The following is a 23,851-nucleotide window of genomic DNA, read 5'->3' as shown; positions in this document are numbered from 1 at the left end:
TGATTTGCAGATAGAGCTGGATTTGAGTTTTTGTTATACTCGTCACCTTTTTCGTGATTGTTCATTTTGAGCCTGTGAAGTATGAGCCAGCCAGAGATTTACACACCTGAGACACTTTCTCACGTTAATAACCGCTTAGAGTTATTGGCGCCTGCAAAAAATGCCGATTATGGCATTGAAGCCATTCGCCATGGTGCCGACGCGGTTTATATCGGTGGTCCCGCATTTGGAGCACGTGCGACCGCGGGTAACAGTGTGGAAGATATCGCCCGTCTGTGTACTTTTGCTCATAAGTATCATGCGCAAGTGTTTGTGGCCATTAACACTATTCTGATGGACGATGAGCTCGAAACCGCTGAAAAGCTGATTTGGGATGTATATAACGCAGGCGCCGATGCACTGATTGTGCAGGACATGGGCGTATTGCAACTTAACCTACCACCTATTGCGTTGCACGCTAGTACGCAAATGGATAACCGTAATCCCGAGAAAGTCGCCTTCTTAGAGCAAGTGGGTTTTTCACAAGTGGTATTGGCGCGCGAGTTAGGCTTAAGCCAAATCCGTGAGGTTGCAGCTCATACCAATATGCAGATTGAGTTCTTTATCCACGGCGCACTGTGTGTGGCCTACAGTGGATTATGTAACTTAAGTCATGCCTTTAGTAATCGAAGTGCAAACCGCGGTGAATGTTCGCAAATGTGTCGTCTGCCGGGCAATCTTAAGACCCGCCAAGGGGATGTGTTGGCGCAAAACGAGCATTTACTCTCATTAAAAGACAATAACCAAACCGATAACCTCGAAGCCTTGATTGATGCCGGCGTACGCTCCTTCAAAATTGAGGGGCGTTTAAAGGACTTAAGTTACGTTAAAAACGTTACTGCCCATTATCGCCAAAAGCTTGATGCCATTATGGTGCGTCGCCCTGAGTTCGTGGCGTCATCCCACGGCCGTACTGAACATACTTTTACTCCGGATCCCGAAAAAACCTTTAACCGTGGCAGCACTGATTACTTTGTGAATGAGCGTAGCCAAGGGATTAAAGATTTCCGCTCGCCAAAATATATCGGTCAAGATGTGGGTAAAGTGGTCGCCATCGGCAAAGACTTTATTCAAGTCAGTTCAACCCACGAATTTAATAACGGTGATGGTTTAGCCTATTTCCCACCAAACTATGCGATGGCCAAACAGTCCGATGACAAATTGCAGGGACTGCGTGTTAACCGTGCCGAAGGCCATAAGCTGCATGTATTGCAGGTGCCGCGCGATCTGCGTGTTGGTATGACGCTGTATCGTAACCATAACCAAGCCTTCGAGACTTTACTTTCTAAGGAGTCTGCCAAGCGTATTATCGGCGTCGATATGCGTTTAACTGATACCGCTACGGGCGTGGCGTTAACGATGACGGATGTGTACGGCCTGAGTGCGACCGTTGAGCTTGCAGTCGAAAAGACGCCCGCCACCGACGCTGAAAAAACCTTGCAGACTATTCGTACTCAATTGTCGAAACTTGGCAGTACCGATTTTACGGCGCGCCAGATTAGTATCGAAACCGCTCAGCCTTGGTTCCTGCCTGCATCTGTGCTCAACGGTCTGCGCCGTGATGCGGTAGCAGCATTAGAACTTGCCCGTGTTGAAGGCTACCAGCGTCCCAAACCTTGGAAATATAACCAAGATGCCGTTTATCCCTTCAAACACTTAAGTTATTTAGGTAACGTGGCAAACGAAAAGGCGAAGGACTTTTATCAACGCCATGGCGTGATTGAAATTCAGGACACCTACGAGAAAAACGGCGTGACCGAAGATGTGCCGTTAATGATCACTAAGCATTGCCTGCGATTTAACTTCAATCTCTGTCCTAAGGAAGTGCCGGGCATTAAGGCGGATCCTATGGTGCTTGAGATAGGTAACGATGTGTTGAAGTTGGTCTTCGACTGTCCAAAATGCGAGATGATGGTCGTCGGTGAAAACCGTCAGGTTCGCGGTCAAAAAGCCGTTTAATTCAGCTTGAATGGCTATCAAGGGAGCATTGAGTATTCAATGCTCCCTTTTTGTTTTTAGCGCCGTTGCCGCTCTCTATGTTGCCACTTGGTTAACTACAGGATATTTTATTGAAAAATTTCAATAAAAAAGGATGTCAGCATGGGATTGTTAGATGGGTTACTGGGGAATGCGTCTGAGGTTGATTTACAGGAACTGGCCGAAGAGTTGCGCCCAATTATGGGGATTCAGGAAGAATTAAAACTGGCCTATAAAGTGATCCGCGATCTGTTTGTATTTACCAACAAACGCTTGATTTTAATCGATAAGCAAGGACTGACGGGCAAGAAAACCAGCTATCACTCAGTGCCCTATAAATCCATCACCCATTTCGAAGTGGAAACCACAGGCCATTTCGATATGGATGCCGAGCTTAGGATCTGGATCTCTGGCCAAAGTGAGCCTCTGGTCAAAGAGCTCAAACGCGGCACCGATGTGGTGGGGATCCAAAAGACCATAGCGACGTTCGCGCTCTAACTTCTAAGAGGTTTGAATAAGATACATGGATGTAAAAACATGGCGTTTTAATAAGCTATTATTTAGCTTTGGTTTTTTAGGGATAATTTCAATTATCCCTTTTGTTTCGAAACTACTCGAAACACATTCTACTCAGTTAGCAATTCCCGTTTTTCTATTGGTTTTACTAACGGTAATACAGTCATCGTTGATGTTAGTACTGATGATGTTAATCGGTTCTGTTTTCTCATCCAAAGTTGGCTTGCATGCACCCGTTATTGCTGCTTATGCAGAGGGAAAGGAGCCCTACAGTATTCTGCAATCGCAGGTGATTCCAGCCGTGATCGGCGGAGTATTAGGGGGACTGTTTGTTTTGGGGTTTATGGCTGTTTTGGTTGGCTATCTACCTGAAGATTTTATTCGTGCAGCAGAGAAACTTACCCCTCCTTGGTATTCGAAAGTTATCTATGGTGGAATAACTGAAGAGATATTAATTCGATGGGGATTAATGTCGTTCATCACTTGGTGTTGCTATCGATTAACCCAAGCAAAAGACTCTGTTATTCAATCTCATAATTATCTATTCGCAATAGTGTTATCTGCTTTTCTGTTCGGAGTTGGTCACTTACCCGTTGCCTTTGCGCTTAGTTCTGAGGTTAATTTAGCCTTAGTTTTGTATATTATTTTTGGTAATGCTGGCTTTGGCTTGATCGCTGGCTACCTGTATTGGAAGCGAGGTTTAGAGTGTGCAATTGGTGCCCATATGATTGCACATTTAGTCATCCTTAGTTTTCTGTAAAACTAGTTAATTTAAACGAATGGTATTTGACTCTGTTGTGTGTTCTATCGGTTCACCATTCATCGTATAGGTTTCGGATAATTCGAGTCGGCCTTGTTGATCGTACTGATTGTGGATCCCCACCCAAAAATGCTCTTGTCCCCGAAAATGTAAGTTGCCTTCTTCGGCGATTTGACGATTCGGATGATAGCGTTTCATGGCATAGAGTTGGCTATCTGGGTCAAATTTCAAATGGTAACTAAGGATAGGCGCCGACGTTTGGGGCTCCTTAGTATCGTTAGACTTAGCCATTGCTTCGACAATGTTATTGTCATCGACCTTAGTTTCCGCTGCCATCGTCTGTTGCTGCTCGGTGGCATCAAAATAGTGACGGGTTTCATTGAGCTTGCCATCGTCACTGAGCCAGGCTTCCCGCTGCAGTTGGCCTTGCGGTGTAAAACGTTGCCAGTGGCCGACATCCTGATAATCGTTATCTATCACTTTCACAAAGCCAGATTCGAGCAATTCGCCTTGTTTTGAAAAGGCTTTTGAGCTGAATAGGTTCTCGTCTAGGCGAGTGAGCAGCCAACGGATAGCTCCATCCTCATAGTATTCGATGCGAGTATCAGGGTGGCCCGTTTGATAATATTCCCGTTGATTATCCTCAAGTTGATAGCCACAACGGGTGCTGGAGTGGCTCTCAAAGGATTCGAGAACCCCTTGCTTGTTATAGGAGGAGCTTTCCTTAAGGTAACCTTGGCCGTCGCGGACAAAATATTCAGCAATCGTCTTGATAGTACCGTCTTCATAAAACCAGCGGGCCGTGCCATCGCGATTGCCTTGAGTGTGGGGCAGATACATTTGAATTTGCTGGTTTTCATAGTATTCGATAAAGGGCGCGACGGAGAGGTTACGCTGATATTGGCCCTCGGCTGACAATACGCCGCTTGCATAATAGCTGCGGAAAAGGCCTTCTCTTAGGCCCTTTTCAAGGTAAATCTCAAGGGAGAGTTGACCATTTTCATGGTACCAAGTGGCAAGCCCCTGCTCATGGCCATTTTCAAAGGGGATGCATTGTTCAAGCTGTCCGTTCGGATACCATTTCTCGCTGTTGCCATGGGCAACGCCATCAACAAAATTGAGTTTATTTGCCAGCACGCCATTGGGGTGCCATTCCTGACGTAGACCGCAATTTAACCCCTGTGGATTGAGGTGTTCTCGCCAGGCGAGTTGGCCATCTTCGTAATAGGTTTCGAGGCTTTTTCCCGCGGCATCAAGATGGACTTCTTGCTTAAGATTGCCGTTGGTATGATACCAAAGCTCTTTAACCAACTCCCCCATGTCATAGGTTAGCTCGGCCTGCAGCTTGCCATCTTCATAGTAGATATGCTCTGTGCCATGGATTTTTCCCGCCTGCATGGGGCGTATTAGCCACAGGGCGCCTGATTCATAATAGCGAGTTAACTGATTGATATAATTATCTTCGCTATCCTTTTCGGCGGTTTCTTTTATCTGACCATTGCTATAGTAGCGGGTCAGTAACATTCCCTCGGCGTGGCGCTCCTCGACTTGATTGATTTTGCCCTCATTGTCATACCAAGTCTGGCGTCCGAGCTGTTGCTCCTCAATAAAATGCCCTTCGAACTGCAATACACCTAAGGCATTGAATTGGCGAGTGATGCCGTTGCGCTCACCAAAGTAATTGCAATCGACGGCCTGAGTGAGGTTGGGGGATTGGGTGACGATTCTGAGTAGATTCTGACCTTGCTCTGTCTCAATCTGATGGAATGTCCGTTGCAGTTTGCCAGTGAGACTGCCGAAGTCCTGCATATCGCCTTGTACTCTATACTCTGCATCGATATAAAAACGGCAGATCACTAATTCATTCGGGTTTACCAGTGCCACTTGCCAGCGGGCTTGAGTTGTCGCTGCATCAGAATCCTGCGCTAGGCTACAGGTCTTATCCTGACCGAGATAAAAATCTTGCACAGGGCCGTGTATCTCGATGCGGTCAAATTGGGTCTCGTGAAAGGTGCAGGATTCATGCTCTCGCTCCCAACCGAGCAGCTCGATCGTTTGCGGGCTGTCGAAGTCGTGGCGGGTAAATTTTTCGTGGGTTTCTGAATGAGAGGCTTGCGCCGGAGTCGCTTGAATGGCAAGACTAAAATAGGGTTTGAAGGTACTGGATGGGAGTGGAGTGGGATTGGGTGAGGTTTGAAGAGGTATGTCTTGATGGGCGCAGCTTTTTTCTTTGGTATTAAATAATTTAGCTTTAAACGCGCGAAACAACGACATAGGTCAACTTCTCCATATCCATATGATACAACTGTCTTATCTTGTCATCTCATAAGGCTCTTAGCCCTAAGAGCGCCTATGATAACGGTTTATACTTTGGTTTCTCAATAGATTATCTTGCACTCGAGCCATGATAAGGATTCAAGATGCTACAAAATTTTTATCAGTCACTCCCCGATGATTTATCAAAAGAAGTGTTCGAAACCCTTGCTGGCAATGGCAAGGTGAAGATAGAGCGTATTATCTCGCAAGGCCATTCGACGCCAGTGGGGGAGTGGTACGATCAATCTCAATATGAGTGGGTGATGTTGCTCAAAGGGGAGGCGCAGCTCGAATTCGAAGATGCTCAGTTAGTTACCCTTAAACCTGGGGATTATCTCACCCTAGCGCCGCATCAAAAGCACAGAGTCGCTTCGACCAGTTCAGAGGGCGAAACCCTATGGCTGGCAGTATTTTACGATGCTGAAACGGTATGATGCAAAGACGCTATATCTTGGCGGCTATTTGAGTTGCCATTGCCAGCTCGGCGTATTGAGTAAATCCTGCCCCACGATTTGGGTTTGCCCTAGATTTTTATCCAGTGCCAAAGTATTGCAGTGCTCAAACTGGCTCAAGGCATTAATCAAACGGTTAGCGTGGGACACGACCCAAAGCTGACACACCTCGGAAGCCTTAGCGATAAGCCGAGCTAAAGCAGGCAATAAATCGGGGTGCAGGCTGGTTTCGGGCTCGTTTAATACCATTAGCTCGGGTGGCCTAGGGGTGAGTAATGCGGCAATAAGCAATAAATACCTCAGGGTGCCGTCGGAGAGTTCACTGGCATGTAGTGGCCTTAATAAGCCCTGCTGGTGGAATTCGAGTTGGAGTATCCCGCCCGCTTGGGGCGTGATACGCACCTTGGCCCCCGGAAAAGCATCGGTCACCGCATGATCAAATGCCGCTTTATCGCCAATCTCAAAAATAGTTTGTATGGCAGAGGGGAGATCTCGACCGTCATGGTGCAATACGGGCGTGGCGGTCCCGAGCTGTGGACGACGCGCCGGGGCTTCGGCATCGGTTCGAAAATGATCGTAAAAGCGCCAGGCGCGAATGCTGTCCCTTAGCGTTAATACTTCAGGGCTACGTTCAGGATCGGCAAGTTCGGTAAAAATACTGTCACCGCTTTGCAGATGGGCGCTCAAGGTGAGCCAACCTTGTCCCTCTGGGCTGCGACTCTTCACCATAGGACCGCGCCGCTCCACCAACACGCTGGCGGAGCGATATTTGGGGCCATTCCAAATCGCTTCGCGTTTAATTTGCGGATCTAATCCAAATAGGGTGGTGGAGTCGGGTTTGGGGAGGCCAAGCTCGATCAGATAACTAAAATCTTCGCCCGCAAATCCGAGTTTTAGGCGTTTTGGCGCTTGTCTGACTGTAGCTTCAATTGGCGTATCGCCCGCTAACATGCCCTTGGTGAGATTTTCTGGTCCTGCCCAAAAACAGGAGTCTAAGCCGCCCTCCTGCGCCAAAGCATTAACAACGCCACCCTGCGCTGTTTGAGCGAGTAGTCGTAATGCTTTGTATAAATTGGATTTGCCACTCCCGTTAGCGCCGGTCACTAAGTTTAAGCGCCCAAGGGGTAAGACTATCTCCCGCAAGGTACGATAGTTAGAGATGGCTAGGGTGGTCAGCATGACGGTCCGTTTTCTCGAGTAATTTTTCGCAATTTAACCCTGACTGAGTTAGCGCGGGCTTAGATGAGTACCTGATTGAGCACTCTTTGCCAGTTTCCGCCCATAAAGCGGTCGCGATCGGTCGACTTAAAACGGGCCTTAGCTAAGGCATCGTCGATACGGCTCATACGCTCGATATGGTTTAGTTCGGGAATGACCACATGTCTTGGCTCTGCATCAAAACCTAACACTTTTTTAGCCCTTAGGCTGTACCACCATTCCTTATATTCCTTCACGCCCTGGGCATTGTCGTTATTCAGGGCTAACAGATTTTCTTGGCCTCTGAGCGGATAATCATTGGCGATGGCAACACAATCGACCCCGCCGACTCGGGCGACATATTCTAACTGGCGGATATAGTCATCGACAGTTGGAACGGCATTATTAGTGAGCCAAAAGCTCATCATAAAGACCCCGAATACGCCGCCTGAGTCAGCAATGGCGCGGATCACTTCATCGGGGCTACAACGGGCATGTTTGACAATACCGCGCGCGGCACCATGGCTTTGGACTATGGGCGCGCGGCTGAGTTTAGCTACATCTAACGCGGTTTGGGCACTCGAGTGGCTGACATCGACTAAGATATTGGCATGGTTGAGTTTTTCAATCAGTCCACGGCCATGGGCGGTAAGAGGTTTATTGAGTCCGCCATTGGCATCGTTATCGAGGGCGCCGCCCGCAAAGGTATTGCCGTAATGGTGGGTAAGTTGCAGTGCTCGCAGACCTTGACGGTGAAACTCATCGACGCGGGCCCATTGGTTGGCCTCGCTGTCTTCTTCAACGCAATCTGCGCCTTGGATTTGGAAGAAAACCGCAGTGCGATTGCTCTCCCGCGCCAATTGGATATCGCGTCCAGTTAAGCCTTGCAGGAGAATATCAGGGTGCTCGCTGACGCGTTTCGCGGCTTGCTGGATGCTTTCCATACAGGCTTTGTAGGTGCGTTTGTAGTTTAAGGTGCCGTCGGCTTGTTCAATGGTTTCGATGGCAGAGATATCACATAGAAAGGCATCGAGCCCCGATGCCGGAACATCGGCTAAGTCATCGGGCAAAAAGGATAAACCATCGATATATAAGCGCCGAGAGCGCGGCGCAGCAAGGCTGGAGAAACTGGCAAAGGGACAAAGTAGCGTGGCGGCGCCAATCCCTTTTAACAGCGTTCGACGATCTTGATTGACAGCCTTCATGGGCGTGCGCTCTCCTTCAGATAAAGCTAATTTTTACTTCTTTATACCCTGTTAAGGTGTAGAAGTCTTTGATTAAATCCCTCTTTTACCGATTTAACCCGCAGATTGATTTAGGGTTTTACCGCATCAATCATCGCCTTGGCTAAGGCATGTAAGCCATTGGTGCGCGAGGGACTTAATTGGCCCTCTAGCCCTAATTGTTTGAAATAGGTAGAAGGGTCGAAGGCGAGTATCTCGTCGCTCTGTTTGCCGTGACAGGCAATCAGCAGTAAACCGATTAACCCCTTCACGATGCGTGCATCGCTATCGGCCAGAAAATAATGCTTAGCGTCTTGCTCAATATGGTACAGCCAAGCATCGCTCTCGCAGCCTTTGACTTGGGCGGCCTCAAGGCGAAACTCATCCGCTAAACTCGGTAAGGTTTTACCTAATAACATGATTTGGCGATATCTTTCTTGCCAGTTTGGCGCTTGCTCAAAACGGGCTAACAGGCTTGATGAATCCTCAACGGAGTAATCAAACTCGGTGGCAGCGGGCATGATTGACAATGTCATGGGGAAAATGTCCTCTTCTTAAGCGTGTTGCCTGATGGCGCAATGATATTAACCCTTAGCGAGCGGATTAGAGCAGCAACTCTTTGACTGAGGCTAAGGCGGCAATAAAGCGGTCGATATCGGCTTTATTGGTGTAGATCCCAATCGATGCGCGGCAGCAACCCTTCAGGTTAAGGCTTTGCATCAAGGGCATGGCACAGTGATGACCACAGCGCACGGCAACGCCTTGTTGGTCTAATAAAATCCCGACATCTTGATGGTGTTCATCGCCCAGATTAAAGGCGACTGCACCGAGATTATCACTATGGGCAGCATAGAGATGCACATCTCCGAGGGCGCGTAGCTGCTGCTGTAAATACTGCAGTAGTTCTGCCTCGTGGGCCTGAACCGCTGGCGTTAAGTGTTGTTGCAAAAAGCGGATAGCGGCGCCTAGGCCGATGACTTCACTGATGGGTGGTGTGCCTGCCTCTAAGCGATTAGGCAAACTGCCAAATTCGGTGCCATCGAAACTTACTCGTTTAATCATCTCACCGCCCGTTAACAGCGGGGTGAGCGTATCTAACTTATCGAAGCGGCCGTAAAGCACACCAATGCCGGTTGGGCCATACATCTTATGGCCTGAAAACACATAAAAATCACAATCGATGGCGGCCATATCTAAGCTTAAGTGTGCAACCGCCTGCGCCCCATCGACTAAGGTGATCGCACCTTGAGCCTTGGCTTGCTGCACTAACTCGACAACTGGATTCACTGTGCCTAAGGCGTTCGACACATGGCACAGGGCAACTACCTTGGGCTTGAGGGCGAGCAGTGCTTGATAGGCATGGCGATCGAGCCTGCCATCTTGATCGAGAGGGATAGGTTTAATGATCGCGCCCGTGCGTTTTGCCAATTCTTGCCACGGCACTATGTTGGCGTGGTGGGCGGCGGTATCGATCAAAATCAGATCGCCCGCTGCAATCTGTGGCGTTAAGCCATAGGCGACTAGATTGATCGACTCAGTGGTACCGTGGGTGAAGATGATTTCTTCACGGCGCATTGCATTAATAAATCCTTGTAACTCATCGCGGACCTTCTCGTAGCTAGAGGTCGCGCGCGCCGATAACTGGTGCGCTGCACGGTGCACATTGGCATTGTCGTTCAGGTAATACTGCGCCATGGCATCTAACACTGATTGTGGCTTTTGGCTGGTGGCCGCAGTATCGAGATAACACAGGGGATAGTCGCCCAACATTTGCGAGAGGGTTGGAAATTGCGAGCGGATTTGGCTATGGCTATCGGGCAATGTTGTGTCGGTCGAGGCTGAGTGTGTCATCTGGGGCTTAACGCAATAAAAAGGCTTTTGGATCTTCGGTTATCTCTCACCTGAATGCAAGTTTTCATCGGTTGGAGGCGTGTGGTTTGCGAGGGGACGCTAGGGCCGGTAAGGGATTGACCCTCAGTTGCCTACTTGGATTAGGTGAATAGGGGATGCTAAAGGTTTTATTTTTCGTTTATAAGCGCTTAGCCTAAGCGGCAAAGCGTAAAACTCCAACTATGCTAAATACAGACAAAGGGATCCTTGGTGGTTGGAGTTCACAGCTTATGCTTGGTTTTTTAAAAGATTTACGGATCAAATATAAGATGGGCAGCCTTATCGGCATCATGCTGCTACTCATGTTGTTATTAGCATCTTTTAGCCTACTAAAGATGAAGCGGGTAACGGATGAAATCCACACTATTACCGCCGAAAACCTCCCCCTAGTGAAGTTATCGAGTGAGGTCACTATTTTGCAGCTCGAGAGTTCGATTAGCCTTGAAAAGGCTTTTCGCGCTTCAGAGATCCCAGTCTCAGCCCAGGAGCGATTAATCGAAGGTTTTATCGGGGAAGTGATCCAACATAAAGAGCGCATTAACGGCGAGTTACTCTCCACACAGACCATGCTAAATGAGGCGTTAACCCTCCCTCAACCGCCTGAACTACGTGATAAAACCCAACAATTGATCCAAGAGGTCACCGACATCATTCGCGTTTATCGCGACTATGATGCCCAGCTAGCGACTGTGGTGAATGCGATACAGCAACATACTCAGGCCACGGCGTTGGTGCAGCAGGTGAGCGACCTTGAGCGAACTCAATCCCAATTCAATACCCAGCTCAGCCAATTTGCGCAGCGTTTAGAGCAAATGACCCAAACCGCGGTATCCATCACCGAGGATGAGGAGAAAAGCGCGATTTACGGCCTGATGGTGATTTCGTCGGTCGCCCTCATCTTGGGATTAGGTATAGGCATGTTATTTAGTCAGTACATAGTGCGGTCTATTACGCGTTTGCGTAATGCTGCCGCCATGATGGAGTCAGGCAACTTTAGCCGAGTGCTGCAAGCAGAATCTAAGGATGAGCTTGGCGAGTTAACCCTAAGCATGAATCAAATGGCCTTGACCCTGAGCCAAACCGTGGGGCATGTGATTGGGCGCAGCGAAGAAATCGCCTCTATGGTGACAGAGCTCAATGCGGTGGCAGAAAATAATCGCAGGGCAATACTCAGCCAACAGGAAGATACTGACCAAGTCGCCGCCTCGATGACACAAATGGCGGCGACCATTACCGAGGTTGCTAGCAGCGCCGAGACGGCATCTTTTTCGGCGGGCCAAGCGGAAGGCCGAGCCAAGGACAGCTGCGCCGTTGTGGAGGCCAGCGAGCGGATCACTCAGCAACTAGTGGAGAGTGCCCAGCAATCGAGCCAACTTATCCAGCAACTCCAAGCCAGCACAGGCAAAATTTTAAACTTTGTTTCCGTGGTGGATGCCATTGCGGGGCAGACAAATTTACTGGCGTTAAACGCCTCCATTGAGGCGGCTAGGGCGGGCGATCAGGGACGGGGTTTTGCCGTCGTTGCCGACGAGGTGCGCGCCCTCGCGACGCGCAGCCAAACCGCCACCCAGGAAATCAGTCAGCTTATTCAAACCTTAGTGCTCGACGCTCAGTCGGCCGTCGACTCATTTGGTAAAAATGAGCAACAAATCAATGAGTCATCTTTACTCGTTAATCAAATAAAACAAAATTTATTTGATATATCAGACGCCTTAACTCAATTGTCTCAGGCAAATACGCAGGTTGCTACTGCGAGTGAGGAACAAGCAGTAACTGCTGAGGATATTAGCGAGCGGATTAATACCATTCGTGATTCAGGTGAGTCTGTTCTCAATAGTGCCTTCGAGACAACAAAGGCCAGTGAATCGCTATCTCAGCAAGCCAATGCGTTACGTGAAGCAATGCATCAGTTCAAGGTTAGAGCAGGTTAATACTTTGCTTTTACTCACATAATAAAAATGCCCAACCTATATAGTTTGGGCATTTTATATGAACAAAGTGCAAGAGCGGATGTGGTTTAGCACTGAAGTTTGCAGCGATATCTCAATCCTTACACTCTATTACGTCACCTTATTGCTTACTGAAGACAATTCTTTTTTTGGCGCATTGCGGGTGGGTTTTGCGCTCGGCTGGCGACGATCTTGATGCCTAGCTTTAGCATTATCCGTCTGTTGTGGACGAGATTTAGCGGGTTTGTGTTCGCCGTTGGTTGAGCTAGCTGCGCTTTTACCGCGTTGCGAATGTTTATGCTGCGGTTTTGGTGAGCGGCCTTGTTCGGTACTTGAGTGCGAGTTTTTATGCTCAGCGTTTTTTGCAGCTTGGGGACGCTTATGCTCACCTTGCTGATTTTGTTGCTCTGGGGGCTGAGTGCGCTGGTGTTGCGTATTGCGCTGCCCTTGGTTTGGTTGCGTTTTTGCGCTCTTTTGCTGAGTAGCGGGGTTGCTACTATTCTCAGACGTTTTACGACCATCGCGGCCCGTACCCGATCTTGGCGTTGGTTTACCTGCGCTGCGATGCTTACGTTGGCTCGCCACGGCTTTGATTTTGTTCTCTTTACCATGGGCATTTAAGGTCGATTCGGGGAGCGCATGAGCAGGGCTGAAGCCTTCAACTTCCTGCCTTTCAAGCACGCGATTGATCAAACGCTCAATGTCCCTGAGTAGCTTAGTTTCTTCGTTACTGACTAAGGAAACGGCTTGGCCTAAGGCGCCCGCGCGCCCTGTACGGCCAATACGGTGCACGTAATCTTCGGGCACATTGGGCAGATCGAAGTTCACCACTTGTGGCAATTGGTCGATATCGAGCCCGCGTGCCGCAATGTCGGTCGCCACAAGTACTCGTACTTCACCACTCTTAAAGTCGGCTAAGGCTTTAGTACGTGCGCCTTGGCTCTTGTTGCCGTGGATAGCGGCGGCACTGATCTCGGCTTGAATAAGACTCTTAGCCAGTCTGTTGGCGCCGTGTTTAGTGCGTGAAAACACTAAGACTTGCTGCCAGTTTTCCTGCTTGATGAGCTGAATAAGCAGCGCCGATTTTTGATTCTTATCGACGGGACAAATCCATTGTTTGACTGTGTTTGCCGCAGCGTTACGTGGCGTAACTGAAATTTCTACTGGTTGATTCACTAGGCCTTTGGCAAGCTCGCGGATTTCATCGGAGAAGGTCGCCGAAAACATCAGGTTTTGTCGCTGAGTGGGCAACATGGCGAGGATTTTTTTGATATCGCGGATAAAGCCCATGTCAAGCATGCGATCCGCTTCATCCAGCACTAAGACTTCGAGTTGATTAAACTTCACCGCCTTTTGCTGCTCAAGATCTAATAAGCGGCCTGGCGTGGCGACCAGTACATCTACCCCGTGGCGTAGTTTTTGAATTTGGGGATTAATCGGCACGCCACCAAAGACAACCGCTGAGCGTAATGGCAGATATTTACCATAGGTTTCAACACTTTCGCTGACCTGAGCCGCTAACTCGCGCGTGGGGGTTAGTACTAAGGCGCGAATTTGCCCCGCCTTCGCTTTATGGCCTTTAGAGAGTAATTCGAGCAGCGGCAGGGTAAAGCCTGCGGTTTTCCCCGTCCCCGTTTGGGCTGCAGCCATCACGTCTTTACCCATCAGAACGGCGGGAATCGCCTGTGCTTGAATGGGAGAGGGTGTGTCATAACCTTGTTCAGTCACGGCTTTTTGGATTGGAGCAGATAAACCTAGGGAGGAAAAACTCATTAATGGGTCTCTTGTGGCGGCAAAAGTTCGCAGCAGTAGTATGGCCAAATTGGCGGGCGTGCAGCTTACATGAACAGGCGCTAGATCGCCATGTTTGAAAGTCGTTTGTTGTTTATCTGGCGCAAAAGCCTATTCAGGAGTGGCTAATTTATCGACCTATCAGTATCTTGTTCAGTATTTAGGGAAAGATCACGCTTGTGTTAATTTCATTGCTTCTAAGTAAGCTAACTTGGAGTAAAATTAACAAACTTCCTCAATAGGTTGCAAAGACATTAGTATGGCGTTGTTGTAAATCGGATTGGTAAAGGTAATCGGGGAATTTTCCCTTTGCAGCTTGAACTCTGCACCATTGAATTCTTAGGATGGGTTCTCTTAGGAATATTGACGCTCCATGGCAGGTGGATTATGACAGCAATACAGCATATTGAGCGCCTAGCGCGTAGTCGAAGTGAACAGGCTGTGGCAGTTATTCGAAACGTGCAGCAGATGTCCAACATTCCGATGCAGGAGATGCAAGCGGCACTGAAGCAATTGTTGTACTGTGGCCGAGTGGCATTGCATTTTCATCCGGACAGAATCGATAGCCGTGGTCTCACTGTGGCCGAGGGGTTATTACGTGATGGTCAATACCGTAGTCAATTCGAAACCCATATCTCCAATGGGCAGTTATCTCCTGAGTTAGGTGGGCCAAGGGATCACTGGGAAAATCAACTCTTTGGCGATGCTTACAAGGGGACTAAGTCTCGGCCTAAGTATGGCGCCTTGGATTTAGGGATGTGGCAGGATGGTCCTGCCCCACGTTTTGGCAGCTGTTATTTGCTAACTCATTCGCAGTTGCTTACGCGCTCGACGTTCACTTATTTAGATTCCTACCGTAATCCAAAGGAAAAGGGCACGTTATCCTGTTTTGATGATGTATTAGCGGCGCTGCTCACCGAGAGTTTTGAGCGCCACTATGCCTTGGGTAAAGTGGATTTTAAACCGTTAAACGTGATCCAGTATTTGGCGCATCAGCTTAACGCCTCCATGCTGTCGCGGTTTGAACGGCCGATGTCGACGAATCTCGATCATTATATCGAAGCGCAAATCCACGGTGATGTATCCCTCGATGAAGACATTGCCATGCTGGTGGCCGATCCAAGTTTTAAAGGGACTGAAATCGGCACCACCTTAAGTAAGCTCTGTGATCGTTATGATATTGAGCTGCATTACCATAATGGCTTTAGCTTGCACACGGCGCAGATCCCCAGTGATTTTCGTGGGCCGACAATGCCATCTTTGGCAAGTCGTATTGCAATTGATGAACGTGTTGACGCCTATGCGATTGGCGTGGCAGCGCGGGATTTATACCATTCGCCCCAACATTGGCGTGATCGGGGGAACCGCGCTCAGGTGGCACACGAACTCAAGCTACTCTGGCATGTGTTAGTTAAATATGGTGGTACTCAGCCTTAGCGCAGAAATAGGGCCACTCAATATGGCGACTTGCGCATTGTTGACGTTTTGATAGCGCCCAAAACGTCAACACGTCTGTATGATTAGCAACCTGTGTCAACCTTCGTATAAGTTGGAACACCAGTTGTCTCCCATTTATAGTCTATATAACAATTAGTTGCTGATACCTCCGCTTGAGTCGGTGTCGCCAGATTTAACTTTTGCTTTGGGGTTGCTATAACTTGATAGGTGCCGTTGGATGTATAAATACGGTAGGACCAATCATTAACGTTTAAGCCTGCTGCATTAAAAATTTCAGGTGGTGTTGTGTAGCCCGCACTAGGTACTGTGCCACTGCTACTTGCGGCCCAAGGTTGGTAATTCTCACCCCGAATGCCATCAAAAACTACACGATTAGTGGTACCTGTGTTGGCGATTTCTGATTTTGCCTTGAATAAGGTGACGGCAGACTTCATTGATGCCAATGCACCAGACAACTGACTTTTGTACGCATCAGACTGTAAATTCACAAATTTGGGGACGGCCACTACGGCTAAAATGCCCAAAATAATAATCACAACAACAAGTTCTATTAACGTGAAACCGGAATGCTTGTTTGTCATTGCTATCTAACTCCTTGAAAAATATTCCTATCTTAGCTAACTATTTCGCTAATGACCAGTTAGCTAAGATTTTAGTCTTTATCCTTGCTAAATAGGGTTATCCGCAATCAACAAAGACTGTTAAGTTTGATGATATGTGAGAGTGCGAATACGTGTTTATAGGCGTGCAGTGTTTATCTGTGTGAGCTAAATCTGAATTTATTGATCGTTATCGCATTTTTATGAATCTTTTGGCAAAAGGTACGTCCAAGGTTTCATCTGTTGGGGATGCCTGCGATACTGCGTCCCTATCGAACCTTTTCGCTTATTGCAAGTTCTTGGCATGGATTGGTAAGCGTTAGATCGATTTCTACAATTTACTGCAGTGTTGGTTTTGTTGGAGCACCATGGATAAGTCGTTAGAAAAGTCCCTTCTCGTTTGGCTCAAGTCGCAAAAAAAAGCCTGTGGCTGGTTTGTTAAGCTCTCCGTATGGTGTGGAATGTTAAGTGCTATTGCATTGATAGCACAGGCTTATCTGATAGCCACACTCCTCGATGGCGTCATTGTTGGCAATGCATTACAGGCTTTTACTGAGGGAGGGAATAGCACGCCAATCCAGTCTGCTGTGGGTGCGAGCGATTATCTGCCACATTTTATGGCCTTGATTGGGTTAATGTTGCTGCGAGCCTTACTCGCCTATGGCCGCGAGCGCGCCAGTTTTGAAGCGGGTAAGCGCTTACGCCAACAGATCCGCGGTGCGGTAATGGATAAGTTAACTCGGCTCGGTCCCGCGTTTATTAAAGGTAAACCCGCAGGCAGTTGGGCGAGCATAGTCTTAGAGCAAGTGGAAGATTTACAAGATTTTTATGCCCGTTATCTACCGCAAATGACCCTTGCCGGCGTGATCCCCTTATTGATCCTCATCGCTGTGTTTCCCATCAACTGGGCGGCGGGGCTGATTTTGCTGTTAACGGCACCACTTATCCCGCTGTTTATGATCCTCGTTGGTATGGGGGCGGCCGATGCTAACCGTAAAAACTTCAATGCGTTAGCTAGATTAAGCGGCCATTTTATGGATAGATTAAAAGGGCTTGCGACCTTAAAACTGTTCCATAGGGGGGATGCTGAACTTAAGGTTATCGAAAAAGCCTCGGAGGAGTTCCGTAGCCGTACAATGTCTGTGTTGCGCATGGCCTTTTTAAGCTCGGCGGTGCTAGAGTTTTTTGCCGCAGTATCGATTGCCGTATTAGCGGTTTACTTTGGTTTCAGTTATTTAGGGCACCTCGATTTTGGTTACTATGGCGCGCATGCTCAGCTTGGGCCTAATGCGAATGAAGGTTTACCTTTTAGCCTGTTTGTCGGCTTATTTATCTTAATCTTGGCGCCTGAGTTTTATCAGCCTCTTAGGGATATGGGCACTCACTACCACGCAAAAGCGCAGGCGATTGGCGCCGCCCAAGCATTGATGACACTGCTGGAACATCCTGAGCCCGAGTCGAGTTTTTCGCAGGACAAGCTAGGGCAGCAAACGCGACTCGATAAGCTGACTCACCTTAGCGTAAAAGATTTGGAGGTCTTTAGTACCGATGGCTGTCGTTTGCTCGGCCCTATTAGCTTTGAGTTGAAGCAGGGGGAACACTTGGCTCTGGTTGGTCCAAGTGGCGCAGGTAAAACCAGTTTACTCAATGCCTTATTAGGATTTTTGCCATATAAAGGCAAACTGCTAATCGATGGTGTTGAGCTCGCAAGCCTCGACCTTGCCCATTGGCGACAGCAATTAGCATGGCTTGGGCAAGAACCGCAGTTATTCCATGGCACAGTGCGGGAAAACGTCGCCTTAGCCAATCCCGAAATGACGGATGAGCAGATATGGCAATTGCTGGAGCAGGCCAATATCCATGAGTTTGTCCGCAGCCAACCCCTTGGTTTAGCCACGCCGATAGGCGAGCAGTCATCGACCTTATCGGTCGGACAGGCGCAACGTATTGCGCTCGCGCGGGCATTGGGGCAGGCGGCGCAGGTCTTTATTCTCGATGAACCGACGGCGAGTTTAGACAGTGTCAGCGAACAACTCGTCAGCCGCACCTTACAAGCGGCGATGGTGGGTAAGATGGGCATTATGGTGACCCACAGGGTCGAACAGCTGGATCATATGTCGTCCATCCTGGTGCTCGATAAAGGCAAGATAGTCCAGCGGGGGGATTTTGCGACGCTGTCTACTGAGGCGGGGTTATTCCAAATCATGTTGCATGAAAATACTGAGTCAGTAGCCGATATTGGGCTGGAATCGCCCATGCCTGATACCCACAGCGATATTGCGTTAGGGACAACCGAAGGAGCCGCACAATGAAAATACTCCTTCCCTTTATTCGGTTGTTCTCCCACCAATGGTTGATGATGGCCGTTGGGCTTGTACTCACCCTAACCACACTCATGGCGGGGATTGGTTTATTGTCGCTGTCGGGTTGGTTTTTATCGGCGACGGCGGTGGCGGGATTAACGGTTATCGGCTCCCAATCCTTTAACTTTTTTACTCCCGCGGGTGGCGTGCGTTTTCTTTCTATCGCGCGAACGGCCAGTCGTTACGGTGAGCGTCTCGCCACCCATGAGGCGACCTTTAAATTACTGACAGAACTCAGAGTTTGGGCGTGGCGAAAACTCTTCCCACTCAGCGCTAAAAATCTGCAGGGGCTGCGCCGCGCGGATATGCTCAACCGCCTTGTGGCGGATATAGATACACTCGACCATCTGTATTTACGGTTGTTGACGCCGATGGCGGCTTCCTTGCTGATGACGGCGTTGTTGTATCTGTTCCTCGCATGGTTTGATGCCAAGCTGGCCCTAAGTTTATGCCTGTTTTTAGTGGTGGTTTGGCTGTTGCTACCACTGCTGTTTTATCGGCTTGGGCACGAGCCAAGTCGCAATATGCTGGAGACCAAACGCCAATATCGGGTGCAGTTGCTTGAGATGCTGCAGGGCCAAGCAGAACTGAGTTTATTTGGTGCGAACGCGAGATACAGACACAAGCTCGATGAAGCCGAGCAGGCGTTATTTGCCAGCCAAGGGGCGATGGCGAATATCACCGCCTTAAGCCAAGCCATGCTGATCCTCGCGACGGGCTCGGCACTCATCATGATGCTGTTTTTAGCCGCCAATGGCGTGGGCGATGCCGTGCCTCCCGGCCCGATGTTCGCCTTGATGGTGTTTGCCACTATGGCCTGTGTCGAAATGATGATGCCAATCGCCGGCGCTTTCCAACATTTGTCGGGCTGTGTGCTGGCGGCGACCCGTATTCACGAAATCACCGAGCAGGAAAGCGATATTCGTTTTAGCGAAGATTCAACGCTCAAGGCGACATCGGGCGGGCTGCAGATGACGGATATCCACTTTGGCTATCACGACAACCAGAGCGTACTACAGGGCTTATCCTTAACGGTAGAGCCTGGGCAAAAGGTGGCATTATTGGGCGCCACGGGCTGCGGCAAATCCAGTTTATTGTCCTTAATCACCCGGGAATGGCAGGCGCAGCGTGGCGAAATTTGCCTCGATGGTCAGCCGCTGACGGACTATAGCGAGGCCGCCTTAAGATCGGCGATGACTGTGGTAAGCCAGAGGATTTACCTGTACGCGGGCACGCTGCGGGAGAACCTTGCCATTGCCTTGCCTGTGCCAGAAGGGCAAAAGCGCACCGCCAATGACGAGCGTTTTATCCAAGTCTTACAGCAGGTTGGTTTAGGCGAATTACTTAAAGGCGACAAGCCTCTCGATATGTGGATTGGTGAGGGTGGCCGGCAGTTATCGGGCGGCGAGCAGCGCCGTATCGGCGTGGCGAGGGCACTGCTACGTGATGCGCCTTTGTTATTGTTAGATGAGCCAACCGAGGGCTTAGATAAGCGCACCGAGCGGGAAATCTTAAGTTTACTATTTGAATTTGCAAAGGATAAAACCTTGCTAATGATCAGCCACAGATTAACGGCGATGGCCAAGATGGACCAAATTCACCTCCTCGCCGAGGGGCAAATTGCGGCATCGGGCGATCATCAGCAGTTACTGCAAACTTGTCCCGCCTATCAGGCGCTCTATCGTCGTTTAGCTTGAGTCAGGATGTCGACTGGGTGAGAAATATGTGCAGCAGGAGTAAAGCCGTTAGATGAATAACCCTATGCAAGCAGATCCAGCACCAAAAGAATTAGCCCCGCAAATTAACGCCCATTTTAATGGCAAGTTTGAGGTTGAGCTTAAGTATCGACTCACAGACCGCGAGGCCTTTTGGGAACGTCTAAGCGCTAAATCTCCTGAGGGGATGCTTGAGGATAATCTTGAGCATGACTGCTATTTTGATTCACCTATAGCCTCTTTAGCGGCTGAGCATAAAAGCCTGTGTATTCGCGAGATGCAGCCCTCCGGCATCATGCTGTGGATTGTGAAAGGGCCCGAGAAAGACCGCTGTGAGGCGGTCAATATTACGGATGCAGACAAAGCCAAAAGTATGCTACGGACTTTAGGTTATCAATGTGTGCTTGAGATTAAAAAACGCCGCAGCGTGTATTTTCTCGGGGAATTTCACTTAACGCTTGATTGGCTCGAAGGCTTAGGTGATTTTGCCGAGCTTGCAATCATGACTAATGATGAAGCTAAGTTGCCAATCTATGAGGCGCAGCTCCTCGCCTTAGCCGCTGAGCTTGGGCTAGAGGAATCACAACGGGAATTCTTATCTTACAGGCAGTTACAGATGGCTATACAAGGATAAGCGAGGCATCCCAAATCCATTTGGGGATGAATCGATACAAGGTGCGGCGGCTTATCTTCCTAAGCGCTGCGAAAAGGCTAAGTAACGTTTGACCTCTTCTTCGGGGAATCGCAATTCTTCACCGTCTTTCACGCTGCTGAGCAGGTTTTCCCGCGCATAGCGTTTAATCGTTGCTGGACTCTTATCCAGCAACTTGCACACTTCATCCACAGTTAACAGATTATCACTCATGGCTCACTCCCACTTATTGATTGGTGATTAACCCAATGAGTATAGAACAAGAATAAGACTGCGCTTTGGCGGGCGCAGTCTGGGGTTGGCTGGCAACTACTTGGATTGGCGCTGGGCTTCTCGCGCTTGATATTCGCTGCCTAAATGTGCCTTGGCGGCGGTAATGGCCATCACGGCGCGGGATTTAAATTCGCGGCGATAGAGGGTGACCACCACAAACAGGCTGGCCAAAATAAACAGTATCGGGTGCACGAACCAGCAGAGCACGGCCATCGAAAAGTAGTAAGCCCGCAGGCCATAGTTATAGGAATGGGCGGCTTGGTCTTGCACCGTCGCCATTTGCCGCGCGTAGGCTTTGAGGTTGTCGTTGGCGCCTTCGCTATCCATGGGGCCTGCGCCAATCATCACGTTTACAAAGCCATATTGGCGCATCGACCAGGTAAATTGGAAAAATGCCATCACGAAGATAACCACCAATAGCGCCAACTTCACTTGGACTAAGGAGTGGTTCGGCGGCGTAGCATAGGGAATTGTGGCTATCACGGCCTCGAGGCGTTCAACCTGGGCAAATAAGGTTAATACCCCCGCGAGCACGAACAGTGTGGTCGAGGCAAAAAAGGCAATATTACGCTCAAGGTTCGCTAATAACGCCGCATCACCGACGCGCACACCTCGAGTCATCAGCTCGAGCATCCAGTAAATTCGATGTTTATGCAGGCCACGGGCAATACAGTCGGTATCCTTCGCCTTACGTCGGGCAAAGGCGGTATAGCCAGCCCAAGAAACGATAAACCACGTCAATGCAGAAATATCTAGTAGCGAGAATGTCATAGTTGCCTTAGTTCGTTGTTGAACAAGTTAAATTACAGCCTGTTTAGGAACAGATTATAGATTATGCGTGGAGAGAAATACTGAAGGCAACTTAGAGATAAATTCTGAAGATATTTTTTAAAATAATGATTACCTGTTCACAATTATAGTTATGTGTGCGTGTTAGTCATCATCATGACCTTTAGCTCTAAAGAGCTTAACCTACGGCGTTACAAATCTCTCATTTGCAATTTTCTTACAACACGTTGTTCTCATTTGTGCAAACTTTAGATTGACATTCAAATAGCAATTCCTTCTAATTTCTAGGTTAATTCTTACATATCAACTTAAATTTTATCTTTTAAAGAGTTAGGGATGACTATGACATCTAATTTCAAGCCTATCGCAGTTGCAGTCGCTTCTGCATTGTTACTTAGTAGTTGTGCTGTTACACAATCAGTCGAAAATAATAAAGAAACAGTCATTGGTTGTGCGATTGGTACTGGTTTAGGTGCATTAATTGGTAACTACTTAGGTGGTAAGAAGGGGATGGCTTATGGTGCAGCCGCAGGGGCTGCAATTGGGTGCACAGTTGGTTACGATTTTCAAAAGAAACGTGAAGCACTGGAAGCATTAGCTAAAACTGAAAATCTTGATATTCAATTTACTTCAATCAGCACATCAGTTAATGCTGATAATCAACAAAAAAATCTATTGATTAGTGCTAACAACACAACTATGTCTAAGGAGGAACAGGAAAAATATGCTGATTATCAAGTTGTGGGTATGGCTGCAACTATTTCTAGTACAGATGAAATGATGTTTAACTCTGGCTCTGCTGAGGCGACAACCAAAGCAAGGCAAAAATTGCAAAAACTGGCAGCAATTTATAAAGATTCTCAGCAGAATATCCTGATTACTGGTCACACTGATTCAAGTGGGAGTGAATCATTAAATCAGGCGCTAAGTGAGGCGAGGGCTCGTTATGTTGCTACCCTTTTTCATCAGGCGGGTATCCCAACAGAAAGATTATTTTTCCAAGGTGCGGGGGAATCGCAACCTGTCGCGGCCAATACATTAGAAGAGGGTAAGGCTAAAAATCGCCGAGTAGAAATTGTGGAGATTGATGGTAAGCCAGATCAGTTGTTGGCTTATTCTAATAAACAGAAAACCAACCTTAGTTATTTATCACGTCGTTCTCAGGATAAGGTTGCTACGGTTAAACCGAGTGAAACCTCTCCTAAATCTCCAGTAGTTGTAAGCGAAGACAACTCACAGATAATGATGACCCAATCTGAGATAGGGAAATTAGTTAAACCATCACATCAACAAAAGGCTTTAGTTGATTTTGGTGGTGAGAAAATGACAGATCCTTCAACCAATTTTGTTCAATTGGTCGGGGTAAAAAAAGAGAGTGGTTTTGCATTATTTAGTAATGCATACGCATCAGAAATATCGAGTCTCAACTGTGCTGTTGAAGGACCAAGAGTGGATGGTGAAGTAAAGAGCTTAGCCACTGGAGAAAGGTATAATCGTCAAGATTACAATACTGCTGATTATCTACCAGGAATGAACGGCACTGTTTGGGTTAATAAAGTAAATGGTCATTATATTGGTTTAGCCCCTGTTGCTGTCATTAAAGATAGCGGCACGGCAGTTTCTGCTCCAACAGTAAATATTTGGAAAAACTATAAGGGAGCGAGCAAAGAATTACCTAGTTATCAGTTATCAAGCCATGTTGAGACTTACTATGGAGATAGAGGGTTGCTATACCGGATTTTTACTACAGATAAAGAGTCTCCTGTGCGTTGTATGGATGTAGTAATGCCGATTGACAGGTCTACTACAGCAATCACAGGTAAGTTATATTATGAAAAAAATAAGACCATATATGAAGCAGGTTTTGAACCTAAATTATTATAAAAAATACG

19 protein-coding genes are annotated in these 23,851 nt (G+C 48.2%); 10 read left to right on the top strand and 9 right to left on the bottom strand.

Features of this window, described 5'->3' with window-relative positions; genetic code table 11:
- The first annotated feature begins 81 nt into the window (after positions 1-81).
- From M0415_RS09880 to M0415_RS09870, 3 genes are all read left to right on the top strand, one after another.
- Positions 82-1,998: a peptidase U32 family protein gene (locus M0415_RS09880; protein WP_249553983.1), complete on the top strand. Its 1,917-nt coding sequence runs from the start codon at positions 82-84 to the stop codon at positions 1,996-1,998.
- Positions 1,999-2,139: 141 nt separating this feature from the next.
- Complete coding sequence (locus tag M0415_RS09875) at positions 2,140-2,514, top strand: PH domain-containing protein (RefSeq protein WP_220057378.1); 375 nt, start codon at positions 2,140-2,142, stop codon at positions 2,512-2,514.
- 25 nt (positions 2,515-2,539) lie between these two features.
- On the top strand, positions 2,540-3,292 hold the full coding sequence (locus tag M0415_RS09870; protein WP_249553990.1) for a CPBP family glutamic-type intramembrane protease: 753 nt from the start codon (positions 2,540-2,542) through the stop codon (positions 3,290-3,292).
- Between the two features lie 6 nt (positions 3,293-3,298).
- Here M0415_RS09870 and M0415_RS09865 read toward each other — a convergent pair whose 3' ends face one another.
- Positions 3,299-5,566, bottom strand: a complete 2,268-nt coding sequence (locus M0415_RS09865; protein ID WP_249553992.1) for a toxin-antitoxin system YwqK family antitoxin — start codon at positions 5,564-5,566, stop codon at positions 3,299-3,301.
- A 146-nt stretch (positions 5,567-5,712) separates the two neighbouring features.
- Between M0415_RS09865 and M0415_RS09860 the strand changes: the two genes are divergently transcribed.
- Positions 5,713-6,042, top strand: a complete 330-nt coding sequence (locus M0415_RS09860) for a cupin domain-containing protein (protein ID WP_249553994.1) — start codon at positions 5,713-5,715, stop codon at positions 6,040-6,042.
- A gap of 24 nt (positions 6,043-6,066) precedes the next feature.
- Here M0415_RS09860 and M0415_RS09855 read toward each other — a convergent pair whose 3' ends face one another.
- From M0415_RS09855 to M0415_RS09840, 4 genes are all read right to left on the bottom strand, one after another.
- On the bottom strand, positions 6,067-7,239 hold the full coding sequence (locus M0415_RS09855) for an AAA family ATPase (RefSeq protein WP_011623877.1): 1,173 nt from the start codon (positions 7,237-7,239) through the stop codon (positions 6,067-6,069).
- 59 nt (positions 7,240-7,298) lie between these two features.
- Complete coding sequence (locus M0415_RS09850) at positions 7,299-8,462, bottom strand: membrane dipeptidase (protein ID WP_249553996.1); 1,164 nt, start codon at positions 8,460-8,462, stop codon at positions 7,299-7,301.
- Between the two features lie 110 nt (positions 8,463-8,572).
- Positions 8,573-9,016, bottom strand: a complete 444-nt coding sequence (locus M0415_RS09845; protein ID WP_249553998.1) for a SufE family protein — start codon at positions 9,014-9,016, stop codon at positions 8,573-8,575.
- A gap of 67 nt (positions 9,017-9,083) precedes the next feature.
- A complete protein-coding gene (locus M0415_RS09840) occupies positions 9,084-10,331 on the bottom strand; it encodes an aminotransferase class V-fold PLP-dependent enzyme (protein WP_249554000.1) in 1,248 nt (415 codons plus the stop codon).
- A gap of 269 nt (positions 10,332-10,600) precedes the next feature.
- On the opposite strand from M0415_RS09840, the gene M0415_RS09835 reads away from it, so the two are divergent.
- Complete coding sequence (locus tag M0415_RS09835; protein WP_249554002.1) at positions 10,601-12,301, top strand: methyl-accepting chemotaxis protein; 1,701 nt, start codon at positions 10,601-10,603, stop codon at positions 12,299-12,301.
- Between the two features lie 129 nt (positions 12,302-12,430).
- On the opposite strand, the gene M0415_RS09830 is transcribed toward M0415_RS09835, so the two are convergent.
- Positions 12,431-14,092, bottom strand: a complete 1,662-nt coding sequence (locus M0415_RS09830; protein ID WP_249554004.1) for a DEAD/DEAH box helicase — start codon at positions 14,090-14,092, stop codon at positions 12,431-12,433.
- A gap of 405 nt (positions 14,093-14,497) precedes the next feature.
- On the opposite strand from M0415_RS09830, the gene M0415_RS09825 reads away from it, so the two are divergent.
- Complete coding sequence (locus M0415_RS09825) at positions 14,498-15,547, top strand: DUF3626 domain-containing protein (protein WP_249554006.1); 1,050 nt, start codon at positions 14,498-14,500, stop codon at positions 15,545-15,547.
- Positions 15,548-15,630: 83 nt separating this feature from the next.
- Here the strand turns inward: M0415_RS09825 and M0415_RS09820 are convergent, their stop codons facing one another.
- The gene (locus tag M0415_RS09820) at positions 15,631-16,149 is read right to left on the bottom strand and encodes a type II secretion system protein (RefSeq protein WP_023268465.1); all 519 of its coding nucleotides are present in this window, start codon (positions 16,147-16,149) and stop codon (positions 15,631-15,633) included.
- A gap of 386 nt (positions 16,150-16,535) precedes the next feature.
- Between M0415_RS09820 and cydD the strand changes: the two genes are divergently transcribed.
- Genes cydD through cyaB form a run of 3 tightly spaced genes read left to right on the top strand, consistent with a single transcriptional unit; the run spans position 16,536 to position 20,879 of the window.
- The gene (gene cydD, locus M0415_RS09815; RefSeq protein ID WP_249554008.1) at positions 16,536-18,479 is read left to right on the top strand and encodes a heme ABC transporter permease/ATP-binding protein CydD; all 1,944 of its coding nucleotides are present in this window, start codon (positions 16,536-16,538) and stop codon (positions 18,477-18,479) included.
- Positions 18,476-20,227 (top strand): heme ABC transporter ATP-binding protein/permease CydC, encoded by a 1,752-nt coding sequence (cydC, locus tag M0415_RS09810; RefSeq protein ID WP_249554010.1) that lies wholly within the window; start codon positions 18,476-18,478, stop codon positions 20,225-20,227. The genes cydD and cydC overlap by 4 nt, the downstream gene beginning before the upstream one ends.
- 52 nt (positions 20,228-20,279) lie before the next feature.
- Positions 20,280-20,879: a class IV adenylate cyclase gene (gene cyaB / locus M0415_RS09805; RefSeq protein WP_249554012.1), complete on the top strand. Its 600-nt coding sequence runs from the start codon at positions 20,280-20,282 to the stop codon at positions 20,877-20,879.
- Between the two features lie 51 nt (positions 20,880-20,930).
- Here the strand turns inward: cyaB and M0415_RS09800 are convergent, their stop codons facing one another.
- Positions 20,931-21,110: a helix-turn-helix domain-containing protein gene (locus M0415_RS09800; protein WP_011623867.1), complete on the bottom strand. Its 180-nt coding sequence runs from the start codon at positions 21,108-21,110 to the stop codon at positions 20,931-20,933.
- A 96-nt stretch (positions 21,111-21,206) separates the two neighbouring features.
- Positions 21,207-21,941 carry a DUF599 domain-containing protein gene (locus M0415_RS09795; protein WP_088211014.1) on the bottom strand — a complete coding sequence of 245 codons (735 nt, stop codon included), beginning with the start codon at positions 21,939-21,941 and terminating at the stop codon, positions 21,207-21,209.
- 354 nt (positions 21,942-22,295) lie between these two features.
- Here M0415_RS09795 and M0415_RS09790 point away from each other — a divergent pair, with 354 nt between their 5' ends.
- Positions 22,296-23,843, top strand: a complete 1,548-nt coding sequence (locus M0415_RS09790; RefSeq protein ID WP_249554014.1) for an OmpA family protein — start codon at positions 22,296-22,298, stop codon at positions 23,841-23,843.
- Positions 23,844-23,851: the final 8 nt, after the last annotated feature.

This window comes from Shewanella sp. 10B, from assembly GCF_023475885.1.
GTDB lineage: Bacteria > Pseudomonadota > Gammaproteobacteria > Enterobacterales > Shewanellaceae > Shewanella > Shewanella mangrovisoli.
This window is presented reverse-complemented; position numbering and strand designations above follow the sequence as displayed.